We start from the raw sequence: 25,734 nt of genomic DNA, 5'->3' as shown, positions 1-25,734 counted from the left end.
AACTGCTGTAAAGGAGAACGACTGATGAATGCAACGATCGTACGCGCGGGCAAGCTGACCCGCCATCTATTTTTTACAGCTATTGCACTGATCATGGCCTTCCCCTTCTATTGGATGGTCACCAGCGCCTTAAAAACCAATGATGAAATCTGGCAGTCTCCGCCCACAATTTGGCCTAAGGATCCGCTGTGGAGTAATTTTTCAGCCGCCTGGCACGAAGCCCCTTTCTTCAGATATATGGGCAATAGCATATTTGTCGCTGTGTCGATTGTTATTCTGCAGGTCATAAATTCCGGGATGATGGCCTATGCGCTTACGCATATGAAATTCCGCTTCAGAGGGCTGTTCTCAGGCGTTATTCTTTTCGGCTATATGGTTCCAGCCACCGCTGTTTATCTTCCCGGATATTTGGTATTGTCCCAGCTCCATCTACTGGATTCATATGCCGGATTAATTCTATCCAACTGTGTAAGTGTCTTCTCCATCTTTCTAATTCGCCAAGCCTTCCTTCAGGTTCCCCATGAGCTGGTGGAGGCTGGAGAAGTGGACGGTTCCTCACATATGCGGATTCTGTGGACCATTCTTGTCCCCATTACACGTTCTTCCTTTGCTGTGCTAGCCCTGATCACCTTCATTGATCAGTACAATAACTATTTCTGGCCGATGCTGATCACCAAAGACCCTAATCTCCAGCTAGTCTCGGCGGGTCTGCGTAGTTTCTTTACTCAAGGAGGTGCTTACGGATTAAAATGGCCGCTGATCATGGCCGCTAGCGCATTCACCATCGCCCCGTTGCTGCTAGTATTTCTACTAGCTCAGAAAACGATCATGCAAAGTGTCAATATGACCGCTGGTTCCAGCAAAGGATAAGCTAACAATTCTATTTTAATAAGAGGAGAATGATGATGAACGTATTGAAGAGACTGTCCACCCTGTCTTTGGTTGCCGGATTTACAATGTTAACAGCTTGCGGAGGAAATGCGAATACAGGCAATGTTACAGCGGCGAATGGAGCTTCTTCCTCCCCCTCCACAGAGGCTGCACCCACACAAAATGCACCGGTAACAATTGAATTCTGGTATGGTCTCGGCGGCAAGCTTGGTGAGAATATGGAGGCACTGATTCAGAAATTTAATACCTCTCAGCAAGAGGTCATTGTCAAAGGTATCGCGCAGGCAGACTACACGGAAACCGAACAGAAGCTGCAAGCAGCTATCGCTACAGGGAAAGTGCCTGCGGCTGCTCTCTCCTCCAATGTAGATTGGGCCCGTAAAGGATATTTCGCTCCGATAGACGAGCTTATGGCACTGCAGCCAGATTTCAATAAAGAGGATTTTGTCCAAACCTTTCTAAATCAGGGCCAGGTTGATGGTAAGCAATACTTCCTGCCGATGTATGGAACAACGCAGGTCATGTACTATCGCAAAGATGTTTTTGAGAAGAATGGAATTGATGCGAGCACACTAAAGACTTGGGAAGATCTGGCTGCCGCAGCTGCGAAAATGACAGTGAAGGACGGAGGCAAAACCACCCTTTATGGTTGGGAGCCTATGTGGGGTTCAGGGAACATGATTGATGCCGTACTCAGCAAAGGAGGCACTATCCTTAGTGAGGATGGAAAACAAGTTATGGTCGACTCTAAAGAGTGGATTGAAACCTGGGATTTGTTCCGCAAGTGGATTCACGAGGATAAGATCATGCGGATTCATTCCGGCGGTCAAGGCTGGGAGTATTGGTACAAGACGATTGACGATGTAATGAAGGGTCAAGCCGCAGGCTACACCGGCTCCAGCGGCGATCAGGGCGACTTGGACTTCAGCATTGTTTCGGCTATGGAGCAGCCAGGCTGGGCTGGGATCGGTGAGGGCAAACCCGTAGCCCAAGCACTTATGGCCGGCATTCTATCCAAAGCCAGCGACAGTGAAAAGGAAGCAGCTATGAAATGGCTAACCTACTTCACAAATGCTGAGAATACTGCGTCCTGGTCCATTAATACGGGATATATTTCGGTGCGCCAATCCGCATTGCAAGACCCGGCATTTGTGTCATTCAGCGAAAGTAATCCACAGATTAGGGTCCCATTGATGCAAGCTTCTCATGGTTCTGCACCTTTCCAAGACCCAACTGGCGGCAAAATTAACGATGCGTTGACAATCGCCGCAGATAAGGTGCAAATTGAGAATATCCCAGCAGCACAAGCACTTAAGGAAGCACAAGAAACGGCACAAGCAGCGCTTGATAAATTAAAATAAAGGGCGGTGGACTTCATGTCTGAGCTCATCACTCCGCAAGGCAGATACGCTGTAGCAGCTATTCTATTCGATAAGGATGGTACGCTGCTCCAGTTCGTATCCCTCTGGGGCAGCTGGGGCGAATGTTTTTTAGAGAGATTCACGAAGTATATGAAGCAAAGAGGGCTACAGATTGCAGAAGAGCAGCTCCCTGCATTAATGGGAACTATACACAATGCCCAAGGAAGCATTACCGATTATGATCGGAACGGCCCCCTGGCTATGGGGACTATGAGTGACCTCTATGCCATCCTGTCATGGCAGGGTTATCTGCAAGGTTTATCTTGGGCGGAGTCCATGGAGCTTGTCCATCAATGCCGTCTCGAAGCGGATGTTAGGTTAGAAGAGAAACGCCCCGTTCACTCCCTTCCGGGACTTCATCGTTTTCTTGATGAGTGTGTGAGTGCAGGCATTCCTCTCGCCGTGGTGACCGCAGATGAAACAGAGGCCGCAGACAAACATCTCCAATGGCTTGGCATACGGCATTATTTCTCCGAGGTAATTGGAACAGATCTTGTGGATCAGGGTAAACCTTTCCCCGACATGGTGCAGCTTGCCTGCGAAAGGTTGGCCGTTGAACCCGCGCACACAGCAGTTATCGGTGATACTAATGGGGATATGCGAATGGCTAAAGCAGCGGGTGTACAGGTAGCTATCGGCCTAGCAGAAAGCGACGGTACTAGTGCTTCAACACATATTCTCCCGGATGCAGATCTCATTGTACAATCTTACGCTGAGCTCAGAATTGAGGTTACTTCCCTGTGAGAATAGAAGGAATATGGGCATGGATGTTTCTGGCGCTGGCTATTGTGTTCGAACTCTCAGGGACCCTCTCAATGAAAATATCTCAAGGGTTCACCCAGCTCTGGCCTTCCGTGCTTATGTTCCTGTTCTATGGAGCCAGCTTCACCTCCCTGAATTATGCTCTCACCTCTATTAAGGTAGGCGTAGCTTATGCGATATGGTCAGGAGCGGGAATCATCCTGATTTCCTTCATAGGAACCCTGTTCTTTGAAGAAAAGCTAACCCTATCCTCACTACTTTGGATAGCCGTCATCATTGTCGGGATCATAGGACTGAATATTAGCGGCAAGACGCATTAGCGAACAGCAACAGTATTGGATAGGTTCATAGATGAAGGAGGATGCCCAAACATGAGTACGAACACATCACCTGAAGATAAACCAGTTATCACCTTTCAGATCATTACGGATACCCATGTCACTGCTGACCGCAATCATGAGTACAATCTTAACTTCGAGCTGGCTCTCCGTGATATAGCAGCGCATGGGGAAGGCAGCAGCGGGATTATGCATATCGGTGATGTCACAGACCACGGCTTCCCTGCTGAATACGAAGAAATGCTTCGTATCCTCAAACAATACAAAACCGAACTGCCCGGGATTACCTTTACCTTAGGCAATCATGATGTGGGCCTCGGAAATTGGGAATCACGTTTAGGAATGTATACGTCACAGACCGGAATGTCCGGACCCTATCATGATCACTGGGTCAATGGCTATCATTTTATTATGCTAGGGACAGAACAAGGATTGCCCAAATTCTGTGATCTTTCTTCTGAACAGCTTGATTGGCTGGAGCATAAGCTTGGAGAACAAGCTTCACCAGATCAGCCTATCTTTCTCTTCCTGCATCAACCGCTTAAAGACACCGTAGCCGGATCGCTGGAATCGCAGGATTGGTATGGTGTCACACAAGATACGGAATTAAAAGAAATCCTGTCGAGATACCCTCAGACCTTGTTATTCACTGGACATACCCATTGGGAGCTGGAGGTAGACAACACTATGTTCCCTGGCGATGGAGAGATCGCAACGATGTTTAATGCTGCTTCTGTCGCCTATCTTTGGACTAATGAAGATAAACATAAAGAGGGCAGCCAAGGCTTCTATGTAGAAGTGTATAGCGATAAAGTGCTTGTCCGGGGCAGAGATTTTAAGACAGGAAGCTGGATTGAGGCTGCACACTATGAGGTATTTTACCCAGCGGTAAGCATATATTAAAGATAAGCATTTAAGCGAGAAATATAACAAAAAAACGATTGTGCACAGGGAGTCCTTCCCCGCAACAATCGTTTTTTACTGTAGCTATTCAGCTTAACGTCCAATCGGTGCAATCCGGTAGACAGCTGTATCTCCAAACGCTGCCTTCGTATCGCTCTCGATCTGCCAACCGAAGGATAACACAGAAGCCAAACGTTCCTTCTCGGCCAAGGTTAAAGCCACCTCAGCGGCTTCCTTACCTTCCTCAAGCTCCAGAGCCGCTTCTTTGCCCAGAGCTACCCATATCCAGCTGCGAATCCCACGAATCGTGTTGTATTTAATCTGATAGCCTGTCTTCACCGCTTGCCCGAACAACTCCGGCTGCTCTGACTGCAACGTAGTCAGCTGCTTATAATCAAATTGGTATTCGCTCTCGTCAACGGGCAAATCGCCCTCTGCCACTTTACGAAGAATATCCTCATCAGACCACCCCAAGGAGCGGAGTGATTCCACCAATAACGCATCCCACTGGGATAACTTTACCCGGTTTAAGTTCTCTGACATTCTGATCCCTCCCAATCTATATATAGAGTCTAATCATACCGTAAAATCATAAGCAACATAATGGCCCGGACTTACTTCCTGTAGTGTGGAAGTCTCAGCTCTGCCGTACTCTTGCGAATATCCGTCTAAAATAATTCTCTGATTGGCCCGCCGGGGATCCGTCTCCAAGATGGAAGACAGCAGCGCCTTTGTATAAGGATGAATAGGATTCTCGTACAGCTCATCACTTTCGGCTACCTCCACTAGACGACCGCCATACATCACGCCGATCCGGTCAGAAATATGCCGTACCATCGACAGATCATGTGCGACAAAGAGATAGGTCAAGCCGAATTCGGACTGCAAATCCTCCAGCATGTTCACTACCTGAGCCTGGACAGATACGTCCAGCGCTGAGATCGGTTCATCACACACAACAAATTCAGGTCTTACGGACAATGCTCTGGCAATCGAAATCCGCTGGCGTTGGCCACCGCTGAATTCATGCGGGAAGCGGTAGAGATGTTCTCTTTTTAAACCTACCTTTTCCAGCAATGCCGCAACAGCTTCTTTGCGTTCTTCACCTTCGTGGATACCGTGGATTTTCATCGGCTCACTGATCAGATCAAGCACACTTAAGCTTGGATTAAGTGATGAATAGGGATCTTGGAAGATCGACTGAATGCGTCTGCGAAAAGGTTTTAGCTGCTTCTCTCCAAGCTTGCTCAGCGGCTGCCCGTCAAAAGACACTTCACCGTCTGTGTAGTCATATAAGCGCAGCAAGCAGCGTCCAACCGTGGACTTGCCGCTTCCCGACTCTCCAACCAGCCCAAAGGTCTCTCCCTGTCGTATCTGAAAGCTTACGCCATCTACTGCCTTAAGCACCGATGTATCGCGTCCCCACATATCCTTGCCTTTGGAGAAATGTTTTTTGAGATTATTTACGTCCACTAGAATCTTATTGTCACTCAACCGAACCGCTCCCTTCAACGCCAGCTACGGCTGGAGTCTCCTGCACACCATCTGCTAACCAGCACATCGAACGGTGACCGGGCGATAATTCGATTACCGGAGGACGTTCGCTGCAACGGGCAAAAGCATTAGGGCAACGTTCCATAAAGGGACAGCCAGAAGGAGGATTCAACAAATCCGGAGGTGTGCCTTCGATTGGAATTAGACGTTCACGCGATTTGCCGTCACGTTTCGGAATGGAGCGAAGCAGACCTTTCGTGTAAGGATGCTGTGGGCGATAAAAAATATCCTCCACCGTACCTTCCTCCATCACTAGTCCACCATACATTACGATAACCCGTGTACATACCTGAGCCACCACACCCAAATCGTGAGTGATCAGCGCTATAGCTGTACTGGTATTATTTTTTAGCTCTTTAAAAAGATCAAGAATTTGGGCCTGTATTGTTACATCAAGCGCAGTTGTCGGCTCATCCGCAATCAATAGCTCTGGCTGGCAGGAAAGAGCCATAGCGATCATGACCCGCTGCCGCATCCCGCCGCTGAATTCATGCGGATACTGCTGCAGCCGCTGCTCAGGATTATTAATGCCCACCTGCCGCAGGATACTTGCTGCCTCTTTAAACGCTGCTTCCTTATTTAAGCCGCGATGCCGCCGGATGACCTCCGTAAGCTGCTGGCCGATTTTTTTCACAGGATTAAGAGAAGTCATGGGGTCCTGAAACACCATCGCTATGCGGTTACCGCGCAGTTTTCTCCACTCTTTTTCCGAAAGGTTAGATAAATTGTCACCACGAAAATTAATATTTCCAGCGATAATTTTACCCGGAGGTGTAATCAACGACATAATCGCCTTCGCAGTTACACTTTTCCCGCTTCCGGATTCACCAACAATCCCTACCGTTTCTCCAGCATCTATATGAAAGCTAACGCCACGAACTGCCTGATTCTCTCCATCCCGAGTTTGGAAGGAAACCTTCAAATTCTCAACAGACAATAGCCGTTCCGTCATGATGTCTTCACACTCCTATCTTCGGATCAGCTTCGGTTCAAAGCCAACCCGCAAAATATCGCCCAGAACATTAAAGCTCAGAACCGTTAATAGTATCAATAACCCCGGGAACAATGCCAAATAAGGTGCCTGAGCGATATATCCCTGCGCATTGTTAAGCATACTGCCCCAAGTGGCATTCGGAGGTTGTACCCCGAACCCAAGGAAGCTTAGGGACGACTCCATCATAATCGCGGAAGCGATATTATTCGTCGCACCTACAATCACAACAGGTACTAGCCCCGGAAGAATATGACGCCAGATAATTCCAAAGTTGCTCTGGCCGGAAGCTTTTGCATATAGTACATATTCCCGTTCTTTAATCGTCATCGTCTCCGCACGAATCACACGGGCAATGTTCATCCACATTAATAGAGCAATGATTAAAATGATGTTTCCTACACTCGGCTTCAAAAATACGCTGAGCAGCAGCAGCACAAGGAAAGATGGAATGGACATCACTACATCAAGCATCCGCATCAATAGATTATCAATCCATCCGCCAAAATATCCACTGATTACGCCCACCGTCACACCTATACCCGTGGCAATGATCATTGAAGCAAAACCAACTAGCAAAGATACCCGGCCACCATACAAAGCTCGGGCAAAATAATCCCGGCCGTAATCATCCGTACCAAACCAATGATCCGCCCCGGGTGCTTTCAAACGTGCCAAAACATCCATTGCATTCGGATCATGTCCGGATAAAAAAGCAAATATAGAGCCTAGTGTGAAGACGATTAAAGTAATGAGGGCTGCGACACCCAATTTATTCGTAAATAGCTCATCTCCAACACTTTTCCATTTACTGCGATTCATGAGGTCACCTCGTTAATTTAATTCGTGGGTCCACGAAGCTATATAGAATATCCGCGACCAGATTGCCGATGATCAGCATTAAAGAAGAGAACAAAGTTATTCCCATAATTACGGGATAATCCATCCCTTTAACCGCAGTCATCCCTAAAGAGCCAATACCCGGCCATGAAAATACCGTCTCCGTTACAATTGCACCCGCCACCAGATCACCCATCGACATTCCGAGCAATGTAATTACTGGCAACAGTACATGCTTAAGCACGTGACGGAACAGAATCGTTGTCTTGCTGGATCCAAAAGCATATTGAATCTGCACATATTCTTCTTTTAGCTGTCCAATCGTACTAGAGCGGATGTATCGTACGTAACCGGCCAGAAATCCAAACGCCAATACGGCGCAAGGCAAAATACCATGCTTCAATACATCAACCGCTGATTCCACACCAATGGTTCGCATCCCCATAATAGGCAGCAGGTGCAGCTTAATTGCGAATAAGTACATAAGTAAGATGGCCAGCCAAAATAAAGGCACTGAAATTCCGATATAGGATAAAAAATTAATTACTTTATCCACCCAGCGGTTCCGGTTAGCTCCAGCAAGCAGACCCATCGGGATCGCCAACAGAACGGCTAAGCCGATTGCACTGCCCATCAAACCTGCTGTTGCAGGTAAACGTTCTAGAATTTGCTCCAATACAGGCTGATGATTCACAAGGGAATAACCGAAATTGCCCTGCAGTACTTCTTTGATCCATATAAAATATTGAATGTAGGCTGGCTTATCCAGCCCAAGGTTATGCCGGATGCGCTCAATATCATCCGCGTGCATATTCGGCGTAACGAAGGATAGTACCGGATCCCCCGGAGCCAGCTTAATCATCGCAAAGCACACAACCGAGACAAAAAACAGCATCGGCAGGGTTTGCAGTAATCTTCGGACGATAAGTTGTCTCATACGTATATTCTCCCAGTTCTATATCGGTAAAAAAATAAGCTGGATTGACCAGCTTATTTTTTCCCGTTCTTATTTAAGGTAGATTTTCGATAAATCTTCAAAAATAACGACAGGCTTCAAGACTGCTTCTTCTAGACCGCCGTAGTTCTTGGAGACAGCTACAATAGTCTTAGTATTAGCAATTGGATAAATCGGTGCATCGTCAGCAATGATCTCTTGGATCTTCTTATAGATCTCACCACGTTTAGTTACATCTGCTTCTCCTGCACCATCATTGAACAACTTATCGACTTCAGCATTATTATAATGCGAGTAGTTAGAGTCTGCAGTAGAAGTATACAAAATTCTGTAAGCATCAGGATCGTAACCCATAATATAACCTGCAATCGCAAGTTCAAAATCTGTTGAATTCATATCACTGAATTTCTGGCCATATGCCGAGGCATCCATATTTTGCAGTTCAACTTCAGCGCCAATGGCCTTTAGCTTTTGCTGCACGTATAGTGAAATGGCTTCCTGAGCTTTATTACCGCTCGATACAATCAATCTCAATTTCAGATCGCTAACCCCTGCCGATTGCAGAAGCTCTTTGGCTTTTTCTACATCATTATCAAAAGAAGGTACGTCATTAGTATAGAACAATGCATCCGGAGTCAAAAAGGACTTCGCCGGGTCTGCATACTCGTTAGAAGTATAAGCAGCCTGAATGATTTCATCACGATTTAGGGCTAAAGACAAGGCTTGACGAACTTCTTTTTTAGCAAGAGCACCTCTATCACTGTTTGCATTGAACAACAGGTAGGACAATCGGCCTTCACTATAAGGCAGGATTTCGAAATTGTTCGAAGCCTCAATCGTTCCAACATCCTGTGGATCTAGATACTTAATGTTGATCTCACCATTCTGAAGTGCGAGATTCGCAGCATTCGTATCTTTAGCAATCCGGTACGTTATAGAATCAAGATGTGGTTTGCCGCCAAAGTAGTTATCAAATCTCTCGAGTGTAACATATTCGCCTGCTTTGTATTCTTTAAATTTAAATGGGCCAGATCCAACCGGAGCAGCATTCTTGGTGCTTTTCTCTAGATCCGTCTCATTCTCAAAAATATGCTTTGGAATCGGAAATACTTGCACTAGTGTAGCTTCAAAAGCTGGGCTGACCTGCGGAAGCTTGAACTCTACAGTCAGATCATCCACCTTAACTGCCTTAACGGGTTTATCACCGATGAATAAGTTCGCTCTCAGCATGCTGTTTTGCTTCTCATCGAGGATGCTATCAATCGTGAACACGACATCGTCAGCTGTAAGCTTTTCTCCGTCATGCCAAGTTAGTCCACTTTTCAGTTTCAATGTATAAGTCAGGTTATCTTCGGAAAGTGTCAGGCTGTCTGCCAAGTAGAAGGTCTTCTCTCCGTTATTCACTTGGAACAATGGCGCGTAGAGCGCTTGGTCAATCGTCAGACTGACACGATCACCTGCATAGTTCGGATTTAGAATGACAGGATCTGCAGCGACCCCAATAATTAAGTTGCCGCCATCTTTTGGTTCAGTGCTTGCTGTCGATCCTTCAGTAGCCGTAGGCGTCTGATTTGTATTTGTCGAAGCGGCGTTATTTCCCCCGGAGCACGCGCTAATCAAAAATGTTAACAAAACCAAAGTAATAACTCCAGATAATCCTCTACGCATAAGTTTCTCCCCCGTGTCTATATTGTCTTTGTTTGTTTTTATATTGTATATCGGGATACTAGGAATTACAATGGATAGCATTTCACATTAATGTAATATTGAGGGAACTGATAATTTCGACCTTTTTCATGACATCCCCACGCCTTAAAGTATCCACAGGGTCCATACCTGAAATGACTCTTCCGAATACAGTATGCCAAGGGTCGCAATAATCAAATTCAGCCACCAATATGAGCTTCAGTCTTAGCTGTCTCTTCCGGTGCAATCAATTTCCTCAGCATCCTCATTCAGCAGAGGTCGGTATTCACCCTTTCCATCATCCCAGAACATATCCGCACGAGGATTCATGGCCAGTAACAGATTGATTAACTACTGAACTTTTAGTGGTGATTTATCCATAGTCTCATTCCTGTGCTCATCTGGCTGCATTCTTATCTAATTATCCGGTAATTGTACAGCAGATTCATCAAAATTAATATATCTAAAAAGTTCAATTTATCCAACTCTCATTTCTCATTTACTATAAGAACTTTGCGAAATAAGGATTATTACTCTCTCACTGTAAATATATTGAGAACATACCTATACCTCTCGGAAGAAAGGGAGAGTCCCCCAAGGAGGCCGCAATGAATAAGACACGCGTATTAATCGGCAGCCCGATCCATCAAAAGCCCAATGTATTACGGGAATTTCTGAATTCCCTGCTGCGCTTGAATATCGAGCAAATCGAACTGGATTTCCATCTGATTGATGACAATGATGATGAGGAATCCAGCCGGCTGCTCCAGGAATTTAAAAGCAAGGGCGAGCATATTTTTATTCAAAGCTCCGGCTTTAACGATGTGTACATCCGCAATGATACGACTCACTATTGGAATTCTGATTTAGTCTGGAAAGTCGCCAACTTCAAAAACCTCATGATTAACCGAGCGCAAACCCTGAACTACGACTACCTGTTCCTGATCGACTCAGACCTCATCCTCCACCCCGATACGCTAAGACATCTAATAGGGACGAACAGAGATATTATTTCAGAGGTATTTTGGACACAGTGGCAGCCAGATACCATGTTTCAGCCGCAGGTCTGGATGCATGACGAATATAATCAGTGGGAGATACTTCCCGGCGAAAAACTGCAACCCGAGGAGATCAACCGCAGATTTCATGAATTCATAGCCAAACTCCGCAATCCTGGAATCTATGAAGTGGGGGGTCTCGGCGCTTGTACTTTGATTAGCCAGCATGCGATAAAAGCCGGGGTGAGCTACAATCAGATCCGGAACATATCATACTGGGGCGAGGATCGCCATTTCTGCATTCGTGCCGCGGCCCTTGGCATTCCGCTATTTGTTGACACCCATTATCCTGCCCTTCATTTGTACAGAGATAGTGATTTGAACAAAGTTGAAGATTTCATCAGAGAAACAACAGGGGTAAAAGCTGAATCGGCACCCACACCCATCGAGGAAAATTCCAATGAGGTTGCAGCTGCTCCTATAACCAAAAAGCGTCCCAAGCTAACCCTTACCATGGTTGTAAAAAATGAAAGCGGGCGCTTCCTGCGACAGGTTCTGGAGGAACACCGCAAATATATCGATGAGGCTGTCATTATTGATGACGGCAGCACCGACAATACAGCAGCTGTCTGTCTGGAAGCACTTGAAGGCATTCCCGTTCATCTCGTGCATAATACCGAATCCAAGTTCGGCAATGAAATTGAGCTGCGAAAACAGCAGTGGGAGGAAGTCCTAAAGACAAATCCCGAGTGGATTCTGAGTCTGGACGCGGATGAGATCTTTGAAGCCAGCTTTGCAGAAAATATAGATTCCTTGCTGTATGCAGATGGGGTCGATCTGTTCTGCTTCCGCCTTTACGATTTATGGAACGCGAACCATTACAGGGAGGATACCTACTGGCGCTCTCATCTGAACTACCGCCCTTTTTTGCTTCGCTATAAAGAAGACTTCAACTATGTATGGAATGAATCCCCACAGCACTGTGGGCGGTTCCCGGAAAATATCTTCGAGCTGTCTCATCAGCTAAGCAACCTGCGGCTCAAGCATCTCGGTTGGTCCAAAGCCGAGTTCCGGCTGGAAAAATATCTGCGTTATATGCTCCTCGACCCCGACGGCAAATACGGCTGGAAAGAGCAGTATATGTCGATTTTGGATGAACAGCCTCATCTAATCCCTTGGGTGGAGTGAGGCTTACAATAAAAAAGACGTCCACAAAGCCGTTACGGTTTTGTGGACGCCTTTTTTTATTCAGAACTCAATTCAGAACTCTGTGGCCCATCGACTTCTGGCTTCAGAATGGTTACCGTCAGCCCGTTGCCGGATTCATCCACCTGAATAACTGATCCCTCTGCGGCTTCACCAGCAATAATCGCACGCGCCACACGTGTCTCCAAGCTGCGCTGGATGAATCTTTTCAACGGTCTTGCTCCATACACAGGATCAAAACCTTCCTTAGCGATAAAACGCACCGCCGATTCAGTTAATGCCAGCCCGATTTCCCGTTCTGCCAGACGTAGACGCAATCCATCCACCAGTTTGTCCACAATTTTCTCGATCTCACCCAGTGTCAGCGGCTTGAACATTACAATGTCATCCACCCGGTTCAGGAACTCTGGACGGAAATGACCACTCAGTTCCTTCATCACTCTATCCTTGGCAGCTTCCGTGAGCTGACCGTTTTCATCGGTGCCTTGAATCAGATGAGGTGAACCGATATTGGAAGTCATAATGATGATTGTATTCTTGAAGTCAACCATTCGGCCTTGTGAATCAGTCAGCCGTCCATCATCAAGCAGCTGCAACAGAATGTTAAACACATCGGGATGCGCCTTCTCCACTTCATCGAGCAGCACTACAGTATAAGGCTGACGCCGCACAGCTTCCGTGAGCTGCCCGCCTTCCTCATATCCAACATATCCTGGAGGTGCGCCGACTAGGCGGGAAACACTATGCTTTTCCATATACTCCGACATATCTATACGGATCATGCCATCTTCGCGGTCAAAAAGAGATACCGCAAGCGACTTAGCCAGCTCAGTCTTCCCTACACCCGTCGGGCCAAGGAACAGGAATGAGCCAATCGGGCGATTCGGATCTTTGATTCCCGCTCTTGCCCGAAGCACTGCATCGGCCACCAAGCTGACAGCTTCGTCTTGGCCCACTACCCGTTCATGCAGCGTATCCTCCAGACGCAGGAGCTTATCCCGCTCACCTTCTACCAGTCGGCTAACCGGAACGCCGGTCCAGCGGGAGACAATATCTGCAATTTCCTCTTCAGTAACAGCCTCACGTAGTAATCTTGTATCCTGATCCTGCTGTGCCGCTTCTTCCGCTGTTTTCAGCTGACGCTCCAGATCAGGAATAATGCCGTAGCTCAGTTCGGCTGACTTATTAAGATCATATTCCTCCTGTGCATCGACCAGATCCTTACGTGCTTGCTCCAGCCGTTTTTTGAGGTCGCGAATCCCTTGGATGGCCGACTTCTCTTTCTCCCAGCGCGCCGTCATTCCTAGCTGCTTCTCCTTCAGGTCAGCGAGCTCGCGCTGCAATATTTCGAGACGGCGTTTGCTGGCGTCATCGGTTTCTTTTTTTAGCGCTGCTTCTTCAATCTCCATCTGCATCAGGCGGCGGGTCACTTCATCCATCTCACCCGGCATGGAGTCTATCTCTGTGCGGATCATGGCGCAAGCCTCGTCCACTAGGTCAATCGCCTTATCCGGTAAAAATCGATCCGTAATATAACGATTGGACAATACCCCTGCGGCTACCAGTGCGCTGTCATGGATTTTGACCCCGTGGTGAACTTCAAACCGCTCCTTCAGACCACGCAAAATGGAGATCGTATCCTCTACATCGGGTTCGCTCACGAGCACCTGTTGGAAACGGCGCTCCAGCGCAGGGTCCTTCTCTATATATTTGCGATATTCATCGAGCGTTGTGGCACCGATACAGTGCAGCTCACCCCGGGCCAACATCGGCTTCAGCATATTGCCCGCATCCATCGAGCCTTCGGTTTTACCTGCGCCCACAATCGTATGCAGCTCATCAATAAAAAGAATAATGCGGCCGTTACTTTCGCGAACCTCCCTCAATACCGCCTGCAGGCGTTCTTCGAATTCACCACGGAACTTCGCGCCTGCCACAAGTGAACTCATATCCAGTGAAAAAATCGTCTTATCCTTCAGCCCCTCTGGTACGTCTTTGCGCACGATCCGGTGGGCCAAGCCTTCCACAATGGCTGTTTTCCCTACACCTGGTTCACCGATCAGCACAGGATTATTTTTCGTTTTACGGGACAAAATCCGGATTACCCGGCGGATCTCGCCATCACGACCAATGACTGGATCAATCTTGCCCGCGCGAACCTCTGCTACAAGATCACGGCCGTATTTCTCCAGCACCTCATAAGTAGCTTCTGGCTCCCGGCTGGTTACCCGCTGATGTCCACGAATCTCAGCAAGCACCGACATCAGCTTCTCACGGGTCAGCCCACGGCGGACAAAAAGATCCCTTAGCTCACGATTCTCCCCGCTCGAATCTGACACCATGGCCAGCACCGCATGCTCCACAGAAACAAACTCATCCTGCATCTTCGCCGCTTCCTTCTCCGCCTGCTCCAGCAGATGAATCAGCGATTGCGAGGCGTAACGCCTTACCGTGCTTGCTCCTGACCCGCTGATGCTCGGCTTGCGTTGAAGCAGTTCATCTGTGCTGCGCATCAGCTCAGCCACAGGGATATTCATCTTTTGCAGCAATCTTGGCAGCAATCCTTCTTGCTGCTGAAGCAACGCTTTTAACAGATGGAGATTATCGATCTCCTGATGACCGCTGTCTGATGCCAGCGACTGCGCCGCAGCTACTGCTTCCTGCAGCTTTTGAGTTAATTTATTGAAATCCATAGCTCTCTCACCTTTCTATTTAAGAGTGATTATATTAAATCGGCCTTTTGGGCCGGGGATAGGTTAATTTAGTGGGATTTATCCCGCTTATTTCGAGTAACTGGCTGGTTTGCACTCATTCTACGGGATTTTTACCGTTCTTTTCGAGTAACTAGCTGGTTTGCACTCATTCTACGGGATTTTTACCGTTCTTTTCGAGTAACTAGCTGGTTTGCACTCATTCTACGGGATTTTTGCCGCTCTTTTCGAGTAACTAGCTGGCTTGCACTCATTCTACGGGATTTTTACCGTTCTTTTCGAGTAACTAGTTGGCTTGCACTCATTCTACGGGATTTTTACCGTTCTTTTCGAGTAACTAGTTGGTTTGCGCTCATTCTGCGGGATTTTTACCGTTCTTTTCGAGTAACTAGGTGGTTTGCACTCATTCTGCGGGATTTATACTGTTCTTTTCGAGTAACTAGTTGGTTTGCGCTCATTCTACGGGATTTTTGCCGCTCTTTTCGAGTAACTAGCTGGTTTGCGCTCATTCTACGGGATTTTTACCGTTCTTTTCGAGTAACTAGTCGGTTTGCACTCATTCTACGGGATTTATACCGTTCTTTTCGACCTACGAGCCCCATTCGGCACTTTCGAAGACACTTTTGCTTCTCTTTTCGCACATCGAGCCTCATTCAGCGCATTCTAAGGCACTTTTGCCTCTCTTTTCGACCAATGAGCCCTCGCCAGTACTTTCTAAGGCATTTTTGCTTCTTTTTTCGCACATCGAGCCTAATTCGGCACTTTCGAAGGCACTTTTGCCTTTCTTTTCGACCAACGAGCTTAATTCAGCGCTTTCTAAGGCATTTTTGCCTTTCTTTTCGACCATCGATCCCAGTTTGGCACTCTCGAAGGCACTTTCGAAAGCACTTTTGACTCTCTTTTGACTCTCTTTTGACTCTCTTTTCCCACCATAGTGCCGACTTTCACCGTTTGAGCGAAACGTTCATTTATAGTTAGTGGCTAAATAAGTTACTGTTCTGCAACTAGCATTCAAATCACCTTATTCACCAACCAGAGTTGATCACAAACGAGTGAAATCACCTCACCTCTACCTCTTCTACCTATCTATTAATTACCCACTTTCGCCTTCTGCCGCTGGGTGCCAGTGCTTTGACGTTTAGCTCTGGCTTCGAAAGGGCTGGAGTCTGCCAGCTTTCGGTAGAGATTTTTCTCCGCTTCGCTGATAGGTTCAGGGATAACAATCTCAATTCCAAATAAAATATCGCCGTTCGCACCATTCTCACGTTTTAAGCCCTTGCCGGGGATACGTAGCGTTTTGCCGCTCTGAATTCCTGCTGGAATCTTCAATTTCACGGCGCCGCCCCCCGGTAATGGAACCTTCACTTCTCCACCCAATACCGCTTGCCAAGGAGCGATTTCAACCATGCCATATAAGTCGCCATCGCGAATCTCATAAATATCATGAGGAAGAATATGAAGTGCCAGCAGCACGTCGCCACCCGGAGTGTTTCCCGCGATTTTAATAATTGTACCCTCATAGGATCTAGGCGGAATGTTCACATCCACCGTTTTGTCACTGACCTGTACTCTTACAGTGGTACCTTTATAAGCCTGCTCCAAGGTAATATCCAGCTGCGCCTGCATGGTACTACGGGCCTCGCCCCACGGATTGCCATTCGCACGCCCCGTTCCACTTCCCGAGAAAAAATCAAAGCCAGCCCGATCCGCAGAGCCCCGATTCCCAAAAAACATCCCGAATAAATCTTCCTCCGAAATACCAGAACCTCCTGTTGAATAAGTTCCACCGTTCCAGCTTCCACTTCCACCAAAGTTTGAATCCCAAGAGGAGGCTCCATTCGCCGCCCCTCCACTAGCTCTGCCACGTTGAGCTCCATAAAGCAGCTCTTCATCATAGAGTTTCCGTTTATCCTCATTACCAAGCACTTCATAGGCTTCAGCTGCTTCTTTGAATTTCGCCTCTGCCTCAGGGGCTTTGTTAACATCGGGATGCCACTTCTTGGCAAGCTTCTGATAAGCCTTTTTAATTTCCTGTTTAGTAGCTTTTTTGCTCACACCCAATGCATCATAATAGCTTTTACTAGCCACTCGCGCTTCCTCCTTTCCATCCCTATTCTCATATTGACCACCATTGCACTCCGAGAAAAGACGCACCATAGCCGGAATCCTCCACTACAATGCGCCTTCTATTCATAACACTATATTAAAAGCCCGCTGCCATCTCTAAAAGACTGAGCGGAAGTTCATTCCGCTTAATTTATGCTTATTCAGACTGCGAACCCGTAGAATTAGAATCTCCGTCTTGAATCTCGATGCGTTTACCTTGCATTTTTTGCCGTTTGGGAACTTCCAGCTTCAGCACTCCATCTTTCAAAGACGCGCGAATTTCTTCCTCGGCAATATCTTGAACATAGAATCTGCGCACATATTCACCATATCGACGTTCTCTGCGTACAATCTGATGTTCCTTGTTCTCCTCGGCATTTTCTTCCTTACGTACCGCTTTAATCGTCAAATAAGGACTGGCATAATCAATGTCGATTTCTTCTTTTTTCAAACCAGGAAGTTCAGCTTCAATCAGGTAAGCCTGCTCACTCTCATGAATATCTGTTCTGAAGGACATCGTGGAGCTCTTAATCGGTGCAAAAAAATCATCATTAAAAACATCATTCAAAGACTTAGCCAGCACACCAAAAGCATCATCTCTACGTTTACCAAAAGGAACCATATCAAACATTATCCATTCTCCTCTCATTGACTTTGACTTTATTTGACCTATGACCTTATTATAGTCCCCTACCCGAGGAATAACAAAACCGATTTAAGCCGATTATCGCTCAAATTCAGGCGAATTAGCTGATTTTCCACAACGAAATTAGTTCTTTTTATTTATTTGACCAATTTTGACCTTTGTTTGATCTTTCGTAAATGACACCTATATAATCATGATCCAACTTGCAGTACGATTATTATATGTTCAGACCTTCCGTTCAATACAAGCCATTAGCTTCTAATCATCTTCACGCCAGCTTTTAAACAGAGTTTTCTTACGATCTATCAAAATTTAACGATTTAAAGATGAAGCCAGCAGAAGTGATATAATGAAAGACAACTAAAGACCATTTTCGTTACAGGAGACCAATTGTATGCAACCAACCTATCCTATGGATGATACGCAGTGGAGTAAGCTCATCCAAAATGTCGCCTATTATTTCGATGATCTTACCCTCAAGCGGGGGTTCCAATATTATAAACAAAATCGAGTGCAGCCGTTTACTATGACGGAGCCTCGTAAGATTAACGCTCTAGTTGAAGGTAGAGAGGATTACCGCGTCACCATTGATCTCGACGGCTTCACCAATTGTCATTGTAATTGTCCAGTATCAGGTCATTGCAAGCATATGGCTGCCGTGCTGTTGAATTATGCCGAACAGCAGAATAGATCTGTACAGGTTTTGGCTAACGCTAAAGCTGCATCCTTTTTGCCTAAAATATCAAGTACAGCAACAAGTACTTCTATTGGAGCCGATGCAACTCGTCAGCAGCAAATGAAAGAGATGGCCAACCGCATCGCTAGCGGAAAAATAATGGAGTGGCGGGAGTATTTTGAATTCTGTATCTCCCCTCTAGCCCATACTACCCGAAATCCTGAATATGTGAGTCGGGCCTTGTCTGCAATTAATAAATTCAAACCAAAAATGCTTCCGGAAACGGAGAAGCTGTTCACTCTGCATGCTCATCTTTATCTGTTGGAAAAGCTCGCTAAGCCTTCCACGCAATCCGTCGGTCAGGCCGCTTACGCCCCTTCTCTTGGTTATTACACACAGGTAGCAGTCTCAGAGCTACAGGAAGTAATCACAGGTCTTTTAAAAAAGACACTTCCGCTGTCCCCCGAGCAAGAGCAGGATCTATGGCCATACGTCATCGATACTCTATCTTATCTGCGGCGCGAGATGTTGACGGAGTCACGGGATCGCTCACGGGATCAACCCTCTTTTTCTCTTAGCTATGATCTGCTGTGGAGAAATTGGATTTATCCGAATACAGGTGGAACTAAGCTTTACCTGAATGAAATCGAACAGCTGCAGCAAGCAGAAGGTGAATTAGGCGCTTCCCTGTCACAACATGCTTGGCTGTTAGCTCAGAGCCGCATGTATTACTATCTGATGGATGACCAGAAGGCTTGGGACTTACTGAATAAGGCTGCCGAGCGCCCGGGTCTCCATCCCGATGAGCTCATGAGCTTCACCTCTCCGCTGCTGGATGCAGGGGATTGGTCCCGGTTGGTGGGTTGGCTTGTTCAGATCGGTCCACTGCTGAGCAGCAGACTCTATAATCTCAATAGCTATTCAACCAGTTGGGAAGAAGCTGTTCGCCACCTGCCTGAAGCTGAGCTGCAAATGTGGGACACACTAGCCACCATGTTACCTATCTCTGGCGAAGTCTATGAAGAGAAGCTAATCACCTATGAGAAATGGCAGACCTGGATGGATTATCAGCTGTCCATCGGTAAACAGCCCTCCGAATTTCGTGTCAAAGACCTCCAACCGGTGGAAAAGAATGCACCTGAGGTTCTGCTGCCCTTTTACCATCAGGCCGCCGAAAGATTCGTGCTGGATAAGAACAGACATAGCTACAAAGCGGCTGTGAAATTATTGAAACGATTATCCAAGCTGTATAAAAAGCTGAAACAAGAAGAACGCTGGGAAGATTTCCTCACTGCCTTCGCCATTAGGCATAGCAGGCTCCGTGCGCTGCAAGAGGAGCTTCGGAAAGGAAAGCTAATACCATGAACATGCATTTACGCACGCTAACCATCCGGCTTGCATTAAGCCAGTATGGCGATGCTTTAATATTTGGAATGAATGAGCGCGAAGATCTCGTGCCGGGCTTGCAGCTTAAGCAGCGACTTTTCGCCTGGCATGAGGCGTCTTTTTATGGTACGGAGTTAACCGTGCAGCCAGCTGGCGAAGGCGTGGAGCTAGTGATTCTTCCTGCTGAGCAGGTCATCCCCTTCTTTGCCGAGCAGAAGCTTTTGGCGCATATCGAATGGAGCTGGGAGGGCGATGCCGCCCACCTCACAGAACTGGCGCCACTTCTGGCTATATGTCTGGAGCACAAACAGTATATTCCCGACATCTCCGCCTACCGCGCCGGGAGGCTGCAATGGACTTGGGACGAGGGGGCTCTTGCGCAGGTGGCAGTGGACAGTGACACTGCTAAGGGAGCCCTTGAGGCGCTAAATGGCGGCAGCGAATTTAGCCGTGGATTACGTGCGGCGTTCTCTGCCGCCGTATCGCAGCGCTATTACAGCACGGAGGCCGAGGCCGGCGACCTCCGCAGCGAATTCCCGCTTCTCTTCGATAGAAGCGGAGCACTTGCAGCGGGCATGGATACCGCCGCGTGGCTTATCGCCATTGGCTGGAAGGCGGACACCGCGCCTTTCCGGCCCGCTCTACAGCTGCTGGAGCCCGATGAGGATGAATCCTATTGGCGGCTGCAGCTGATCCTTCAGGACAAGCGCGATGAATCCGCGCTTGTTCCCATCAGGCTCGCCGATAACGGCGAGCCGTACGGCTTGTGGCCGACCGCGTGGTCGGCTCACGTGCATGAACGGGCCGCGGGATGGCTGGAGCGCCTCCGCGGCAGTCTGCCGCCCGAGCGCTTCGCGGCGGGCGGCGATGTGCTGGCCGAACCGCTGAGCGATGCCATCGCCTGGCGGTTCTTGACGGCCGAGAGCCAGCGGCTGCTGGAAGCTGGCTGGCAAGTGCTGCTGCCGGCGTGGTGGGAAGCCGCCAGCCGGAAAAAGCCGCGCCTGCGCGCAAAGATCAGCTCCGGCGAAGACAAACGCAGCGGTGGCGAGTCGCTGTTTGGTCTCGATTCGATCATCGATTTCGATTGGCGAATCTCCATCGGCGATGCGGATCTCACTGAAGCCGAATTTGCCGAGCTGGTCGCAAGAGGGGAACGGCTCGTCCGCTTCAAGGGCAAATGGGTCTCACTCGATCCGGCTCTGCTGGCGCAAATCCAAAGAGCCATGGCGGGAATGGACAAGTCGCAAGGCTTGTCCTTCCAAGACGTGCTTCAGCTCCACTTGCTAGGAGCTGGTGAAGAGGCAGACGCTGAAGCTACGGAAGAGCAGCTGCAAGAGGATGCCGCGCGTCTGCGTCTGGAGGTAGAGCTGAACGAGCATTTGATCAGCCTTATCGGTCAGCTGGGCCAGCGCTCAGAATGGCCTAAGCCGCCCGTACCCGCAGGCCTTAAAGCGGAGCTGCGCACCTATCAGCATGAAGGATTCGCTTGGCTGACCTTTCTGCGCCGCTTTGGGCTGGGGGCCTGTCTAGCCGATGATATGGGACTAGGCAAAACAGTACAGCTCATCGCCTATCTGCTACACATCCAAGAAAACACGGATGCAAGCTCAGCCCGGCGGCAGACCGACCCACCAGGCTGGCCTTCATTGATCATCTGCCCGACCTCTGTGTTAGGCAATTGGCAGAAGGAGCTGCAACGCTTCGCGCCTTCGTTGAATGTTATGCTTCATTACGGAAGCCGCCGTCTGGACGCGGGATTCTTCTATGGCGCAGCTTCGCAAGCCGATGTGGTACTGACCTCTTATGCGACTGCTGCGCTTGACCAAGAGCTGCTGAAGGAATTCACTTGGGCGACGATCTGCCTGGATGAAGCTCAAAATATCAAAAATGCCCAAACCAAACAATCCGCAGCTGTACGTAGTTTTCCAGCTCTTCACCGGGTCGCCTTAACAGGGACGCCGATAGAGAACAGATTATCCGAGCTGTGGTCCATTTATGATTTTATAACCCCAGGTTATCTGGGCAGCGCCAAGTCTTTTAATGACCGATTCACGAATGCTATTGAGAAGGAACGCGACGCGAAACGTACAGCGGACCTACAAAATCTAGTAAAACCCTTCATGCTGCGCCGCAAGAAAAAAGACCCTAATATACAGCTCGATCTACCTGATAAAAATGAAATGAAAACCTATGTTCATCTGACAGCCGAACAAGCGGCGCTTTACGATCAAACCGTAAACGGACTGTTGGAACGGATGAAGAAGCTGGAAGGCATTGAGCGCAAAGGGGCAATTCTCGGGGCTCTGACCGGGCTTAAGCAGCTATGCGATCACCCGATGCTTGTGACAAAAGAAGCTATCCCTGAACTTGATACGGACAATAAACTGGATACCAGCTTTCTTATTAACCGTTCCTCCAAACTGGAAAGACTGCTGGACATGGTTAAGGAGCTGCGCGCGGAAGACGAGCGCTGCCTGATTTTTACTCAATATGTGGGTATGGGAAAAATGCTTCAGGCGGTTCTCCAGCAGGAGCTGGGCGAACCCGTCCTTTATTTGAACGGAAGTACCTCCAAACAGGCGCGCGACCGCATGATCGAGCGGTTTCAGACACCAGCCCCTTCGGCGGAAGATGGGTCTACACGCCCAGACACATCGCCGTCTGATCAGCCGAATGTATTCATCCTTTCACTCAAAGCTGGGGGAGTTGGCCTGAACTTAACTGCAGCCAATCACGTATTCCACTTCGACCGCTGGTGGAATCCAGCGGTGGAGAATCAAGCAACTGACCGCGCTTACCGCATGGGCCAGACTCGTGATGTGCAGGTGCATAAATTCATCGCCCTGGGCACACTCGAAGAACGGATTGATGAGATGCTGGAGAATAAACAGCAGCTCAGCGATAATGTGATCTCCAGCTCGGAAGGCTGGATTACCGAGCTGTCCACAGAGGCTCTGAAAGATCTCTTCACCTTGCGTCGTGACTTAAATGACTAGCAAAAAGGAACATTCGCGTAAATGCGAATGTTCCTTTTTCACAAGAATAATTACCATTGCTCGGACATTTTAAAGGTAACTGCGAGATCGTCCCCGCCCGAGAGGGAGTTTACCACCAATGTGACCGGTTCATCATGGAACTCGTATGAGAGTCGCTCATTAAGTAAATTGACCGCCAGATTCGCATACGCCCCAGAAATCCCTGATCCTGTACCTTGCATAATAACTTTTCCACCCGTGACCGTAGTGCAGGTATAGTTCACTAGCAGCGCCGTGTCCGTGACAGGAATATTTGTAGTCGGTGTAGGATAATTCTCGAAGGCCCCATCAAGGGTCCCGCCTGCAACGACCATATATCGCACAGGTCTTTTGGACATAACATCTAAAGCTGCCGGTCGAATCTCAGCCGCAAGACCTTGTGGAATAGCAAAGCCAGGACGCCTCATGAAGCTGATTGCTGCAAAGTCAGTCGATGTAACGGTCACGTTATCACGTATTTCCGAAGTTATTCGGCTCACTTGAAACACTTCAAGATCAACGGCCGTCCATACACCGTCCGCATCAACAAGGAAAACCTGAATCTTCATCTGCTCCTGTGAATATACAAAATTAAATTGGAATAAATCCTCTACCATGACATAGGTCTTGCTTAAGGTCTCCTGATATTGCAGCTCAAATAACTCTTCAACAAAAATGGCCTGGGGACTGACACTATTGGATAAGCCCGTAATATAACAAAACGCGCCAGCCGATCCATTGTTGACAACTTTGATCACTACTTGATCTATTGGCCGAGTACCGTCGACTGGTAAATTAATAATGGTGTTTGTGGACAGAACAGGCAATGTCATCACACCTCCTATATATCAATTCATATATGATATGTAAACATTGTTTAGAATTATTGGGTATAATTAAAATACAAGAGATGTTCCAGAGCATAAATAGAGATTTGCCACTAAATAACGAATGTGGTAAACTCGACTTAACTTTTTATGAACGGAGGGTTACGTGTGATAGACTTTATCCGAGTTAGAACTTTGCGCGGCTAATTGAATAGCGCTAAAGCTCTGCCCATGTGCAGAGGACTCAGGATTGGTCTACCCATTTTTAAAGGTAACCCGATAATTTAACAACAGCGTGTAGGGAGGATTCTCTTCACCTCCATTCCTTTAAGAATTGAACATCCATAGAAGCCGATTAGCCAACTGCTGCTCGCAAGGGATCAAAGTGCCTCTTCCCTGCGACTGGACTGTTGTTTAATTCATTCTACCTATGGAAGGCCCTAACTCTGACGTCCTCTAACGAACCGTAAGCACAGGCAGATTGCCTGTGCTTTTTTGCGTTTATTATTTACTATTGGAGGATGAATAAATATATGGAACAAATACGAGAAAAAGCAATTATAGTCGGTGTCCAGCTTCAGAACGAAACGAATTTCGCCTATTCGATGGAAGAGCTGAGCAATCTGGCAGTTGCCTGTGACCTTGAAGTCGTAGGAGAGCTTAGTCAAAAGGCAAGTCGAATTAACCCCTCCCATTATATCGGGACAGGTAAAATCGAGGAATTATCGGCACTTTTAGAAGCACACGATGCTCCTATTGTTATTTTTAACGACGAACTGTCACCTTCACAGATCCGCAATTTGGAGTCCGCACTGGATCGTCAGGTCATTGACCGGACCATTCTGATCTTGAATATTTTTGCGGAAAGAGCGAAGACCAAGGAAGCCCAGCTGCAAGTTGAAGTAGCCAAGCTGCAATATATGCTGCCGCGCCTCACAGGTCTTCGTGAGTCGCTGGGCAGACAAGGTGGCGGAGCTGGACTTAAAAACAGAGGTGCTGGTGAAACCAAGCTAGAGCTGGACCGCAGAAGAATTGAAGAGCGGATTACTGCTTTACAGGTTGAACTGCAACAACAAGTAGCAAGACGTCAAATCCAGCGGAAACAACGGCATAAAAATGAAGTTCCCGTCGTCTGCCTGGTAGGCTATACGAACACCGGAAAATCCAGCTTAATGAATGTCATGGTAGAGACTTACCATCCGGGTTCCCATAAACAAGTATTCGCCAAGGATATGCTGTTCGCTACACTAGAGACATCGGTTCGCAGCATTGAGCTGCCTGATCACAAAACCTTTTTATTAACAGATACTGTCGGATTCGTCAGCCAGCTTCCCCATCATCTGGTCAAAGCGTTCCGCTCCACTCTTGAAGAGGTTACCGAAGCGGACTTATTGATTCACGTAGTCGATATTTCCGATCCGCAGCATCAACAGCATATGGCGGTTACAGATGAGACGCTCAAAGCACTCGGCGCTGACCAGATTCCAACGATCTATGCCTATAATAAAGCTGATCTGACTGATTTGCCTTACCCGCAAATTGAAGGTGACAATGTCTACCTTTCCGCCAAGCAAAATAGTGGAATGGCTGAACTTACCGCTCTGATCCGCAGCCATGTTTTTACGGACTATGTCCAGTGTGAGATTCTGGTTCCATTTGATCGGGGTAATGTAGTCTCTTATTTCAATGAACACGCCCATGTTCAATCTACTAGCTATGAAGAAACAGGCACACGCCTTGAGCTGGAATGTAGAAAATCTGATTTTGAGAAATTCCGCAACGATTTTATTGAGCTATAACAAATTAGAAACGACGTGGTAATC

At 47.7% G+C, this 25,734-nt stretch carries 21 protein-coding genes; 9 read left to right on the top strand and 12 right to left on the bottom strand.

The window, feature by feature from the left end:
- Positions 1–24 precede the first annotated feature (24 nt).
- The 5 genes from MKY54_RS01435 to MKY54_RS01415 are packed head-to-tail and all read left to right on the top strand — an operon-like array spanning position 25 to position 4,315.
- On the top strand, positions 25–870 hold the full coding sequence (locus MKY54_RS01435) for a carbohydrate ABC transporter permease (protein ID WP_339189174.1): 846 nt from the start codon (positions 25–27) through the stop codon (positions 868–870).
- Positions 871–905: 35 nt separating this feature from the next.
- Positions 906–2,252 carry an ABC transporter substrate-binding protein gene (locus MKY54_RS01430; RefSeq protein WP_339189173.1) on the top strand — a complete coding sequence of 449 codons (1,347 nt, stop codon included), beginning with the start codon at positions 906–908 and terminating at the stop codon, positions 2,250–2,252.
- A 15-nt stretch (positions 2,253–2,267) separates the two neighbouring features.
- Positions 2,268–3,056, top strand: a complete 789-nt coding sequence (locus MKY54_RS01425; RefSeq protein ID WP_339189171.1) for an HAD family hydrolase — start codon at positions 2,268–2,270, stop codon at positions 3,054–3,056.
- Positions 3,053–3,394 carry a multidrug efflux SMR transporter gene (locus tag MKY54_RS01420; protein ID WP_248549163.1) on the top strand — a complete coding sequence of 114 codons (342 nt, stop codon included), beginning with the start codon at positions 3,053–3,055 and terminating at the stop codon, positions 3,392–3,394. The genes MKY54_RS01425 and MKY54_RS01420 overlap by 4 nt, the downstream gene beginning before the upstream one ends.
- 51 nt (positions 3,395–3,445) lie before the next feature.
- Complete coding sequence (locus MKY54_RS01415) at positions 3,446–4,315, top strand: metallophosphoesterase (RefSeq protein WP_339189169.1); 870 nt, start codon at positions 3,446–3,448, stop codon at positions 4,313–4,315.
- A gap of 93 nt (positions 4,316–4,408) precedes the next feature.
- On the opposite strand, the gene MKY54_RS01410 is transcribed toward MKY54_RS01415, so the two are convergent.
- The 7 genes from MKY54_RS01410 to MKY54_RS01380 form a co-directional block, all read right to left on the bottom strand.
- Positions 4,409–4,858: a hypothetical protein gene (locus MKY54_RS01410; protein WP_339189166.1), complete on the bottom strand. Its 450-nt coding sequence runs from the start codon at positions 4,856–4,858 to the stop codon at positions 4,409–4,411.
- 33 nt (positions 4,859–4,891) lie between these two features.
- Positions 4,892–5,809 carry an ATP-binding cassette domain-containing protein gene (locus MKY54_RS01405; protein ID WP_280753353.1) on the bottom strand — a complete coding sequence of 306 codons (918 nt, stop codon included), beginning with the start codon at positions 5,807–5,809 and terminating at the stop codon, positions 4,892–4,894.
- Positions 5,802–6,821 (bottom strand): ABC transporter ATP-binding protein, encoded by a 1,020-nt coding sequence (locus tag MKY54_RS01400; RefSeq protein WP_076127008.1) that lies wholly within the window; start codon positions 6,819–6,821, stop codon positions 5,802–5,804. Before MKY54_RS01400 ends, MKY54_RS01405 begins: the two co-directional genes overlap by 8 nt.
- Before the next feature lie 15 nt (positions 6,822–6,836).
- Complete coding sequence (locus MKY54_RS01395) at positions 6,837–7,682, bottom strand: ABC transporter permease (protein WP_036687295.1); 846 nt, start codon at positions 7,680–7,682, stop codon at positions 6,837–6,839.
- A 4-nt stretch (positions 7,683–7,686) separates the two neighbouring features.
- Positions 7,687–8,637 carry an ABC transporter permease gene (locus MKY54_RS01390; RefSeq protein WP_076127007.1) on the bottom strand — a complete coding sequence of 317 codons (951 nt, stop codon included), beginning with the start codon at positions 8,635–8,637 and terminating at the stop codon, positions 7,687–7,689.
- Between the two features lie 69 nt (positions 8,638–8,706).
- Positions 8,707–10,323 carry an ABC transporter substrate-binding protein gene (locus tag MKY54_RS01385; RefSeq protein WP_076127005.1) on the bottom strand — a complete coding sequence of 539 codons (1,617 nt, stop codon included), beginning with the start codon at positions 10,321–10,323 and terminating at the stop codon, positions 8,707–8,709.
- An 82-nt stretch (positions 10,324–10,405) separates the two neighbouring features.
- The gene (locus tag MKY54_RS01380; protein ID WP_339191099.1) at positions 10,406–10,549 is read right to left on the bottom strand and encodes a peptidylprolyl isomerase; all 144 of its coding nucleotides are present in this window, start codon (positions 10,547–10,549) and stop codon (positions 10,406–10,408) included.
- Positions 10,550–10,949: 400 nt separating this feature from the next.
- On the opposite strand from MKY54_RS01380, the gene MKY54_RS01375 reads away from it, so the two are divergent.
- Positions 10,950–12,527 carry a glycosyltransferase gene (locus MKY54_RS01375; protein ID WP_339189164.1) on the top strand — a complete coding sequence of 526 codons (1,578 nt, stop codon included), beginning with the start codon at positions 10,950–10,952 and terminating at the stop codon, positions 12,525–12,527.
- A 56-nt stretch (positions 12,528–12,583) separates the two neighbouring features.
- Here MKY54_RS01375 and clpB read toward each other — a convergent pair whose 3' ends face one another.
- From clpB to MKY54_RS01355, 4 genes are all read right to left on the bottom strand, one after another.
- A complete protein-coding gene (gene clpB, locus MKY54_RS01370) occupies positions 12,584–15,238 on the bottom strand; it encodes an ATP-dependent chaperone ClpB (protein ID WP_248549167.1) in 2,655 nt (884 codons plus the stop codon).
- 667 nt (positions 15,239–15,905) lie between these two features.
- Positions 15,906–16,103, bottom strand: a complete 198-nt coding sequence (locus MKY54_RS01365; protein ID WP_339189161.1) for a hypothetical protein — start codon at positions 16,101–16,103, stop codon at positions 15,906–15,908.
- Between the two features lie 242 nt (positions 16,104–16,345).
- Positions 16,346–17,344: a J domain-containing protein gene (locus MKY54_RS01360; RefSeq protein ID WP_339189160.1), complete on the bottom strand. Its 999-nt coding sequence runs from the start codon at positions 17,342–17,344 to the stop codon at positions 16,346–16,348.
- Positions 17,345–17,519: 175 nt separating this feature from the next.
- Positions 17,520–17,993: an Hsp20/alpha crystallin family protein gene (locus MKY54_RS01355; protein WP_339189158.1), complete on the bottom strand. Its 474-nt coding sequence runs from the start codon at positions 17,991–17,993 to the stop codon at positions 17,520–17,522.
- A 409-nt stretch (positions 17,994–18,402) separates the two neighbouring features.
- On the opposite strand from MKY54_RS01355, the gene MKY54_RS01350 reads away from it, so the two are divergent.
- Positions 18,403–20,049 (top strand): SWIM zinc finger family protein, encoded by a 1,647-nt coding sequence (locus MKY54_RS01350; RefSeq protein WP_339189157.1) that lies wholly within the window; start codon positions 18,403–18,405, stop codon positions 20,047–20,049.
- The gene (locus MKY54_RS01345) at positions 20,046–23,066 is read left to right on the top strand and encodes a DEAD/DEAH box helicase (protein WP_076306811.1); all 3,021 of its coding nucleotides are present in this window, start codon (positions 20,046–20,048) and stop codon (positions 23,064–23,066) included. The genes MKY54_RS01350 and MKY54_RS01345 overlap by 4 nt, the downstream gene beginning before the upstream one ends.
- A gap of 50 nt (positions 23,067–23,116) precedes the next feature.
- On the opposite strand, the gene MKY54_RS01340 is transcribed toward MKY54_RS01345, so the two are convergent.
- A complete protein-coding gene (locus MKY54_RS01340; protein ID WP_076126993.1) occupies positions 23,117–23,917 on the bottom strand; it encodes a hypothetical protein in 801 nt (266 codons plus the stop codon).
- Between the two features lie 527 nt (positions 23,918–24,444).
- Here MKY54_RS01340 and hflX point away from each other — a divergent pair.
- On the top strand, positions 24,445–25,710 hold the full coding sequence (gene hflX / locus MKY54_RS01335; protein ID WP_076282395.1) for a GTPase HflX: 1,266 nt from the start codon (positions 24,445–24,447) through the stop codon (positions 25,708–25,710).
- The last annotated feature ends 24 nt before the right edge of the window (positions 25,711–25,734 follow it).

Origin of the sequence: Paenibacillus sp. FSL P2-0121, from assembly GCF_037975345.1 — a bacterium.
Classification (GTDB): Bacteria; Bacillota; Bacilli; order Paenibacillales; family Paenibacillaceae; genus Paenibacillus_AQ; species Paenibacillus_AQ odorifer.
The sequence above is the reverse complement of the archived record's forward strand: the minus strand, read 5'-3'. Positions and strand labels throughout refer to the sequence as shown.

Excerpts from the sequence above, each read along its gene's own strand:
- MKY54_RS01435 (WP_339189174.1), top strand. The coding sequence starts at position 25 with ATGAATGCAACGATCGTACGCGCGGGCAAGCTGACCCGCCATCTATTT.
- MKY54_RS01430 (WP_339189173.1), top strand. The coding sequence starts at position 906 with ATGAACGTATTGAAGAGACTGTCCACCCTGTCTTTGGTTGCCGGATTT.
- MKY54_RS01425 (WP_339189171.1), top strand. The coding sequence starts at position 2,268 with ATGTCTGAGCTCATCACTCCGCAAGGCAGATACGCTGTAGCAGCTATT.
- MKY54_RS01415 (WP_339189169.1), top strand. The coding sequence starts at position 3,446 with ATGAGTACGAACACATCACCTGAAGATAAACCAGTTATCACCTTTCAG.
- MKY54_RS01410 (WP_339189166.1), bottom strand. The coding sequence starts at position 4,858 with ATGTCAGAGAACTTAAACCGGGTAAAGTTATCCCAGTGGGATGCGTTA.
- MKY54_RS01400 (WP_076127008.1), bottom strand. The coding sequence starts at position 6,821 with ATGACGGAACGGCTATTGTCTGTTGAGAATTTGAAGGTTTCCTTCCAA.
- MKY54_RS01395 (WP_036687295.1), bottom strand. The coding sequence starts at position 7,682 with ATGAATCGCAGTAAATGGAAAAGTGTTGGAGATGAGCTATTTACGAAT.
- MKY54_RS01390 (WP_076127007.1), bottom strand. The coding sequence starts at position 8,637 with ATGAGACAACTTATCGTCCGAAGATTACTGCAAACCCTGCCGATGCTG.
- MKY54_RS01385 (WP_076127005.1), bottom strand. The coding sequence starts at position 10,323 with ATGCGTAGAGGATTATCTGGAGTTATTACTTTGGTTTTGTTAACATTT.
- MKY54_RS01375 (WP_339189164.1), top strand. The coding sequence starts at position 10,950 with ATGAATAAGACACGCGTATTAATCGGCAGCCCGATCCATCAAAAGCCC.
- clpB (WP_248549167.1), bottom strand. The coding sequence starts at position 15,238 with ATGGATTTCAATAAATTAACTCAAAAGCTGCAGGAAGCAGTAGCTGCG.
- MKY54_RS01365 (WP_339189161.1), bottom strand. The coding sequence starts at position 16,103 with ATGGTCGAAAAGAAAGGCAAAAATGCCTTAGAAAGCGCTGAATTAAGC.
- MKY54_RS01355 (WP_339189158.1), bottom strand. The coding sequence starts at position 17,993 with ATGTTTGATATGGTTCCTTTTGGTAAACGTAGAGATGATGCTTTTGGT.
- MKY54_RS01350 (WP_339189157.1), top strand. The coding sequence starts at position 18,403 with ATGCAACCAACCTATCCTATGGATGATACGCAGTGGAGTAAGCTCATC.
- MKY54_RS01345 (WP_076306811.1), top strand. The coding sequence starts at position 20,046 with ATGAACATGCATTTACGCACGCTAACCATCCGGCTTGCATTAAGCCAG.
- MKY54_RS01340 (WP_076126993.1), bottom strand. The coding sequence starts at position 23,917 with ATGACATTGCCTGTTCTGTCCACAAACACCATTATTAATTTACCAGTC.
- hflX (WP_076282395.1), top strand. The coding sequence starts at position 24,445 with ATGGAACAAATACGAGAAAAAGCAATTATAGTCGGTGTCCAGCTTCAG.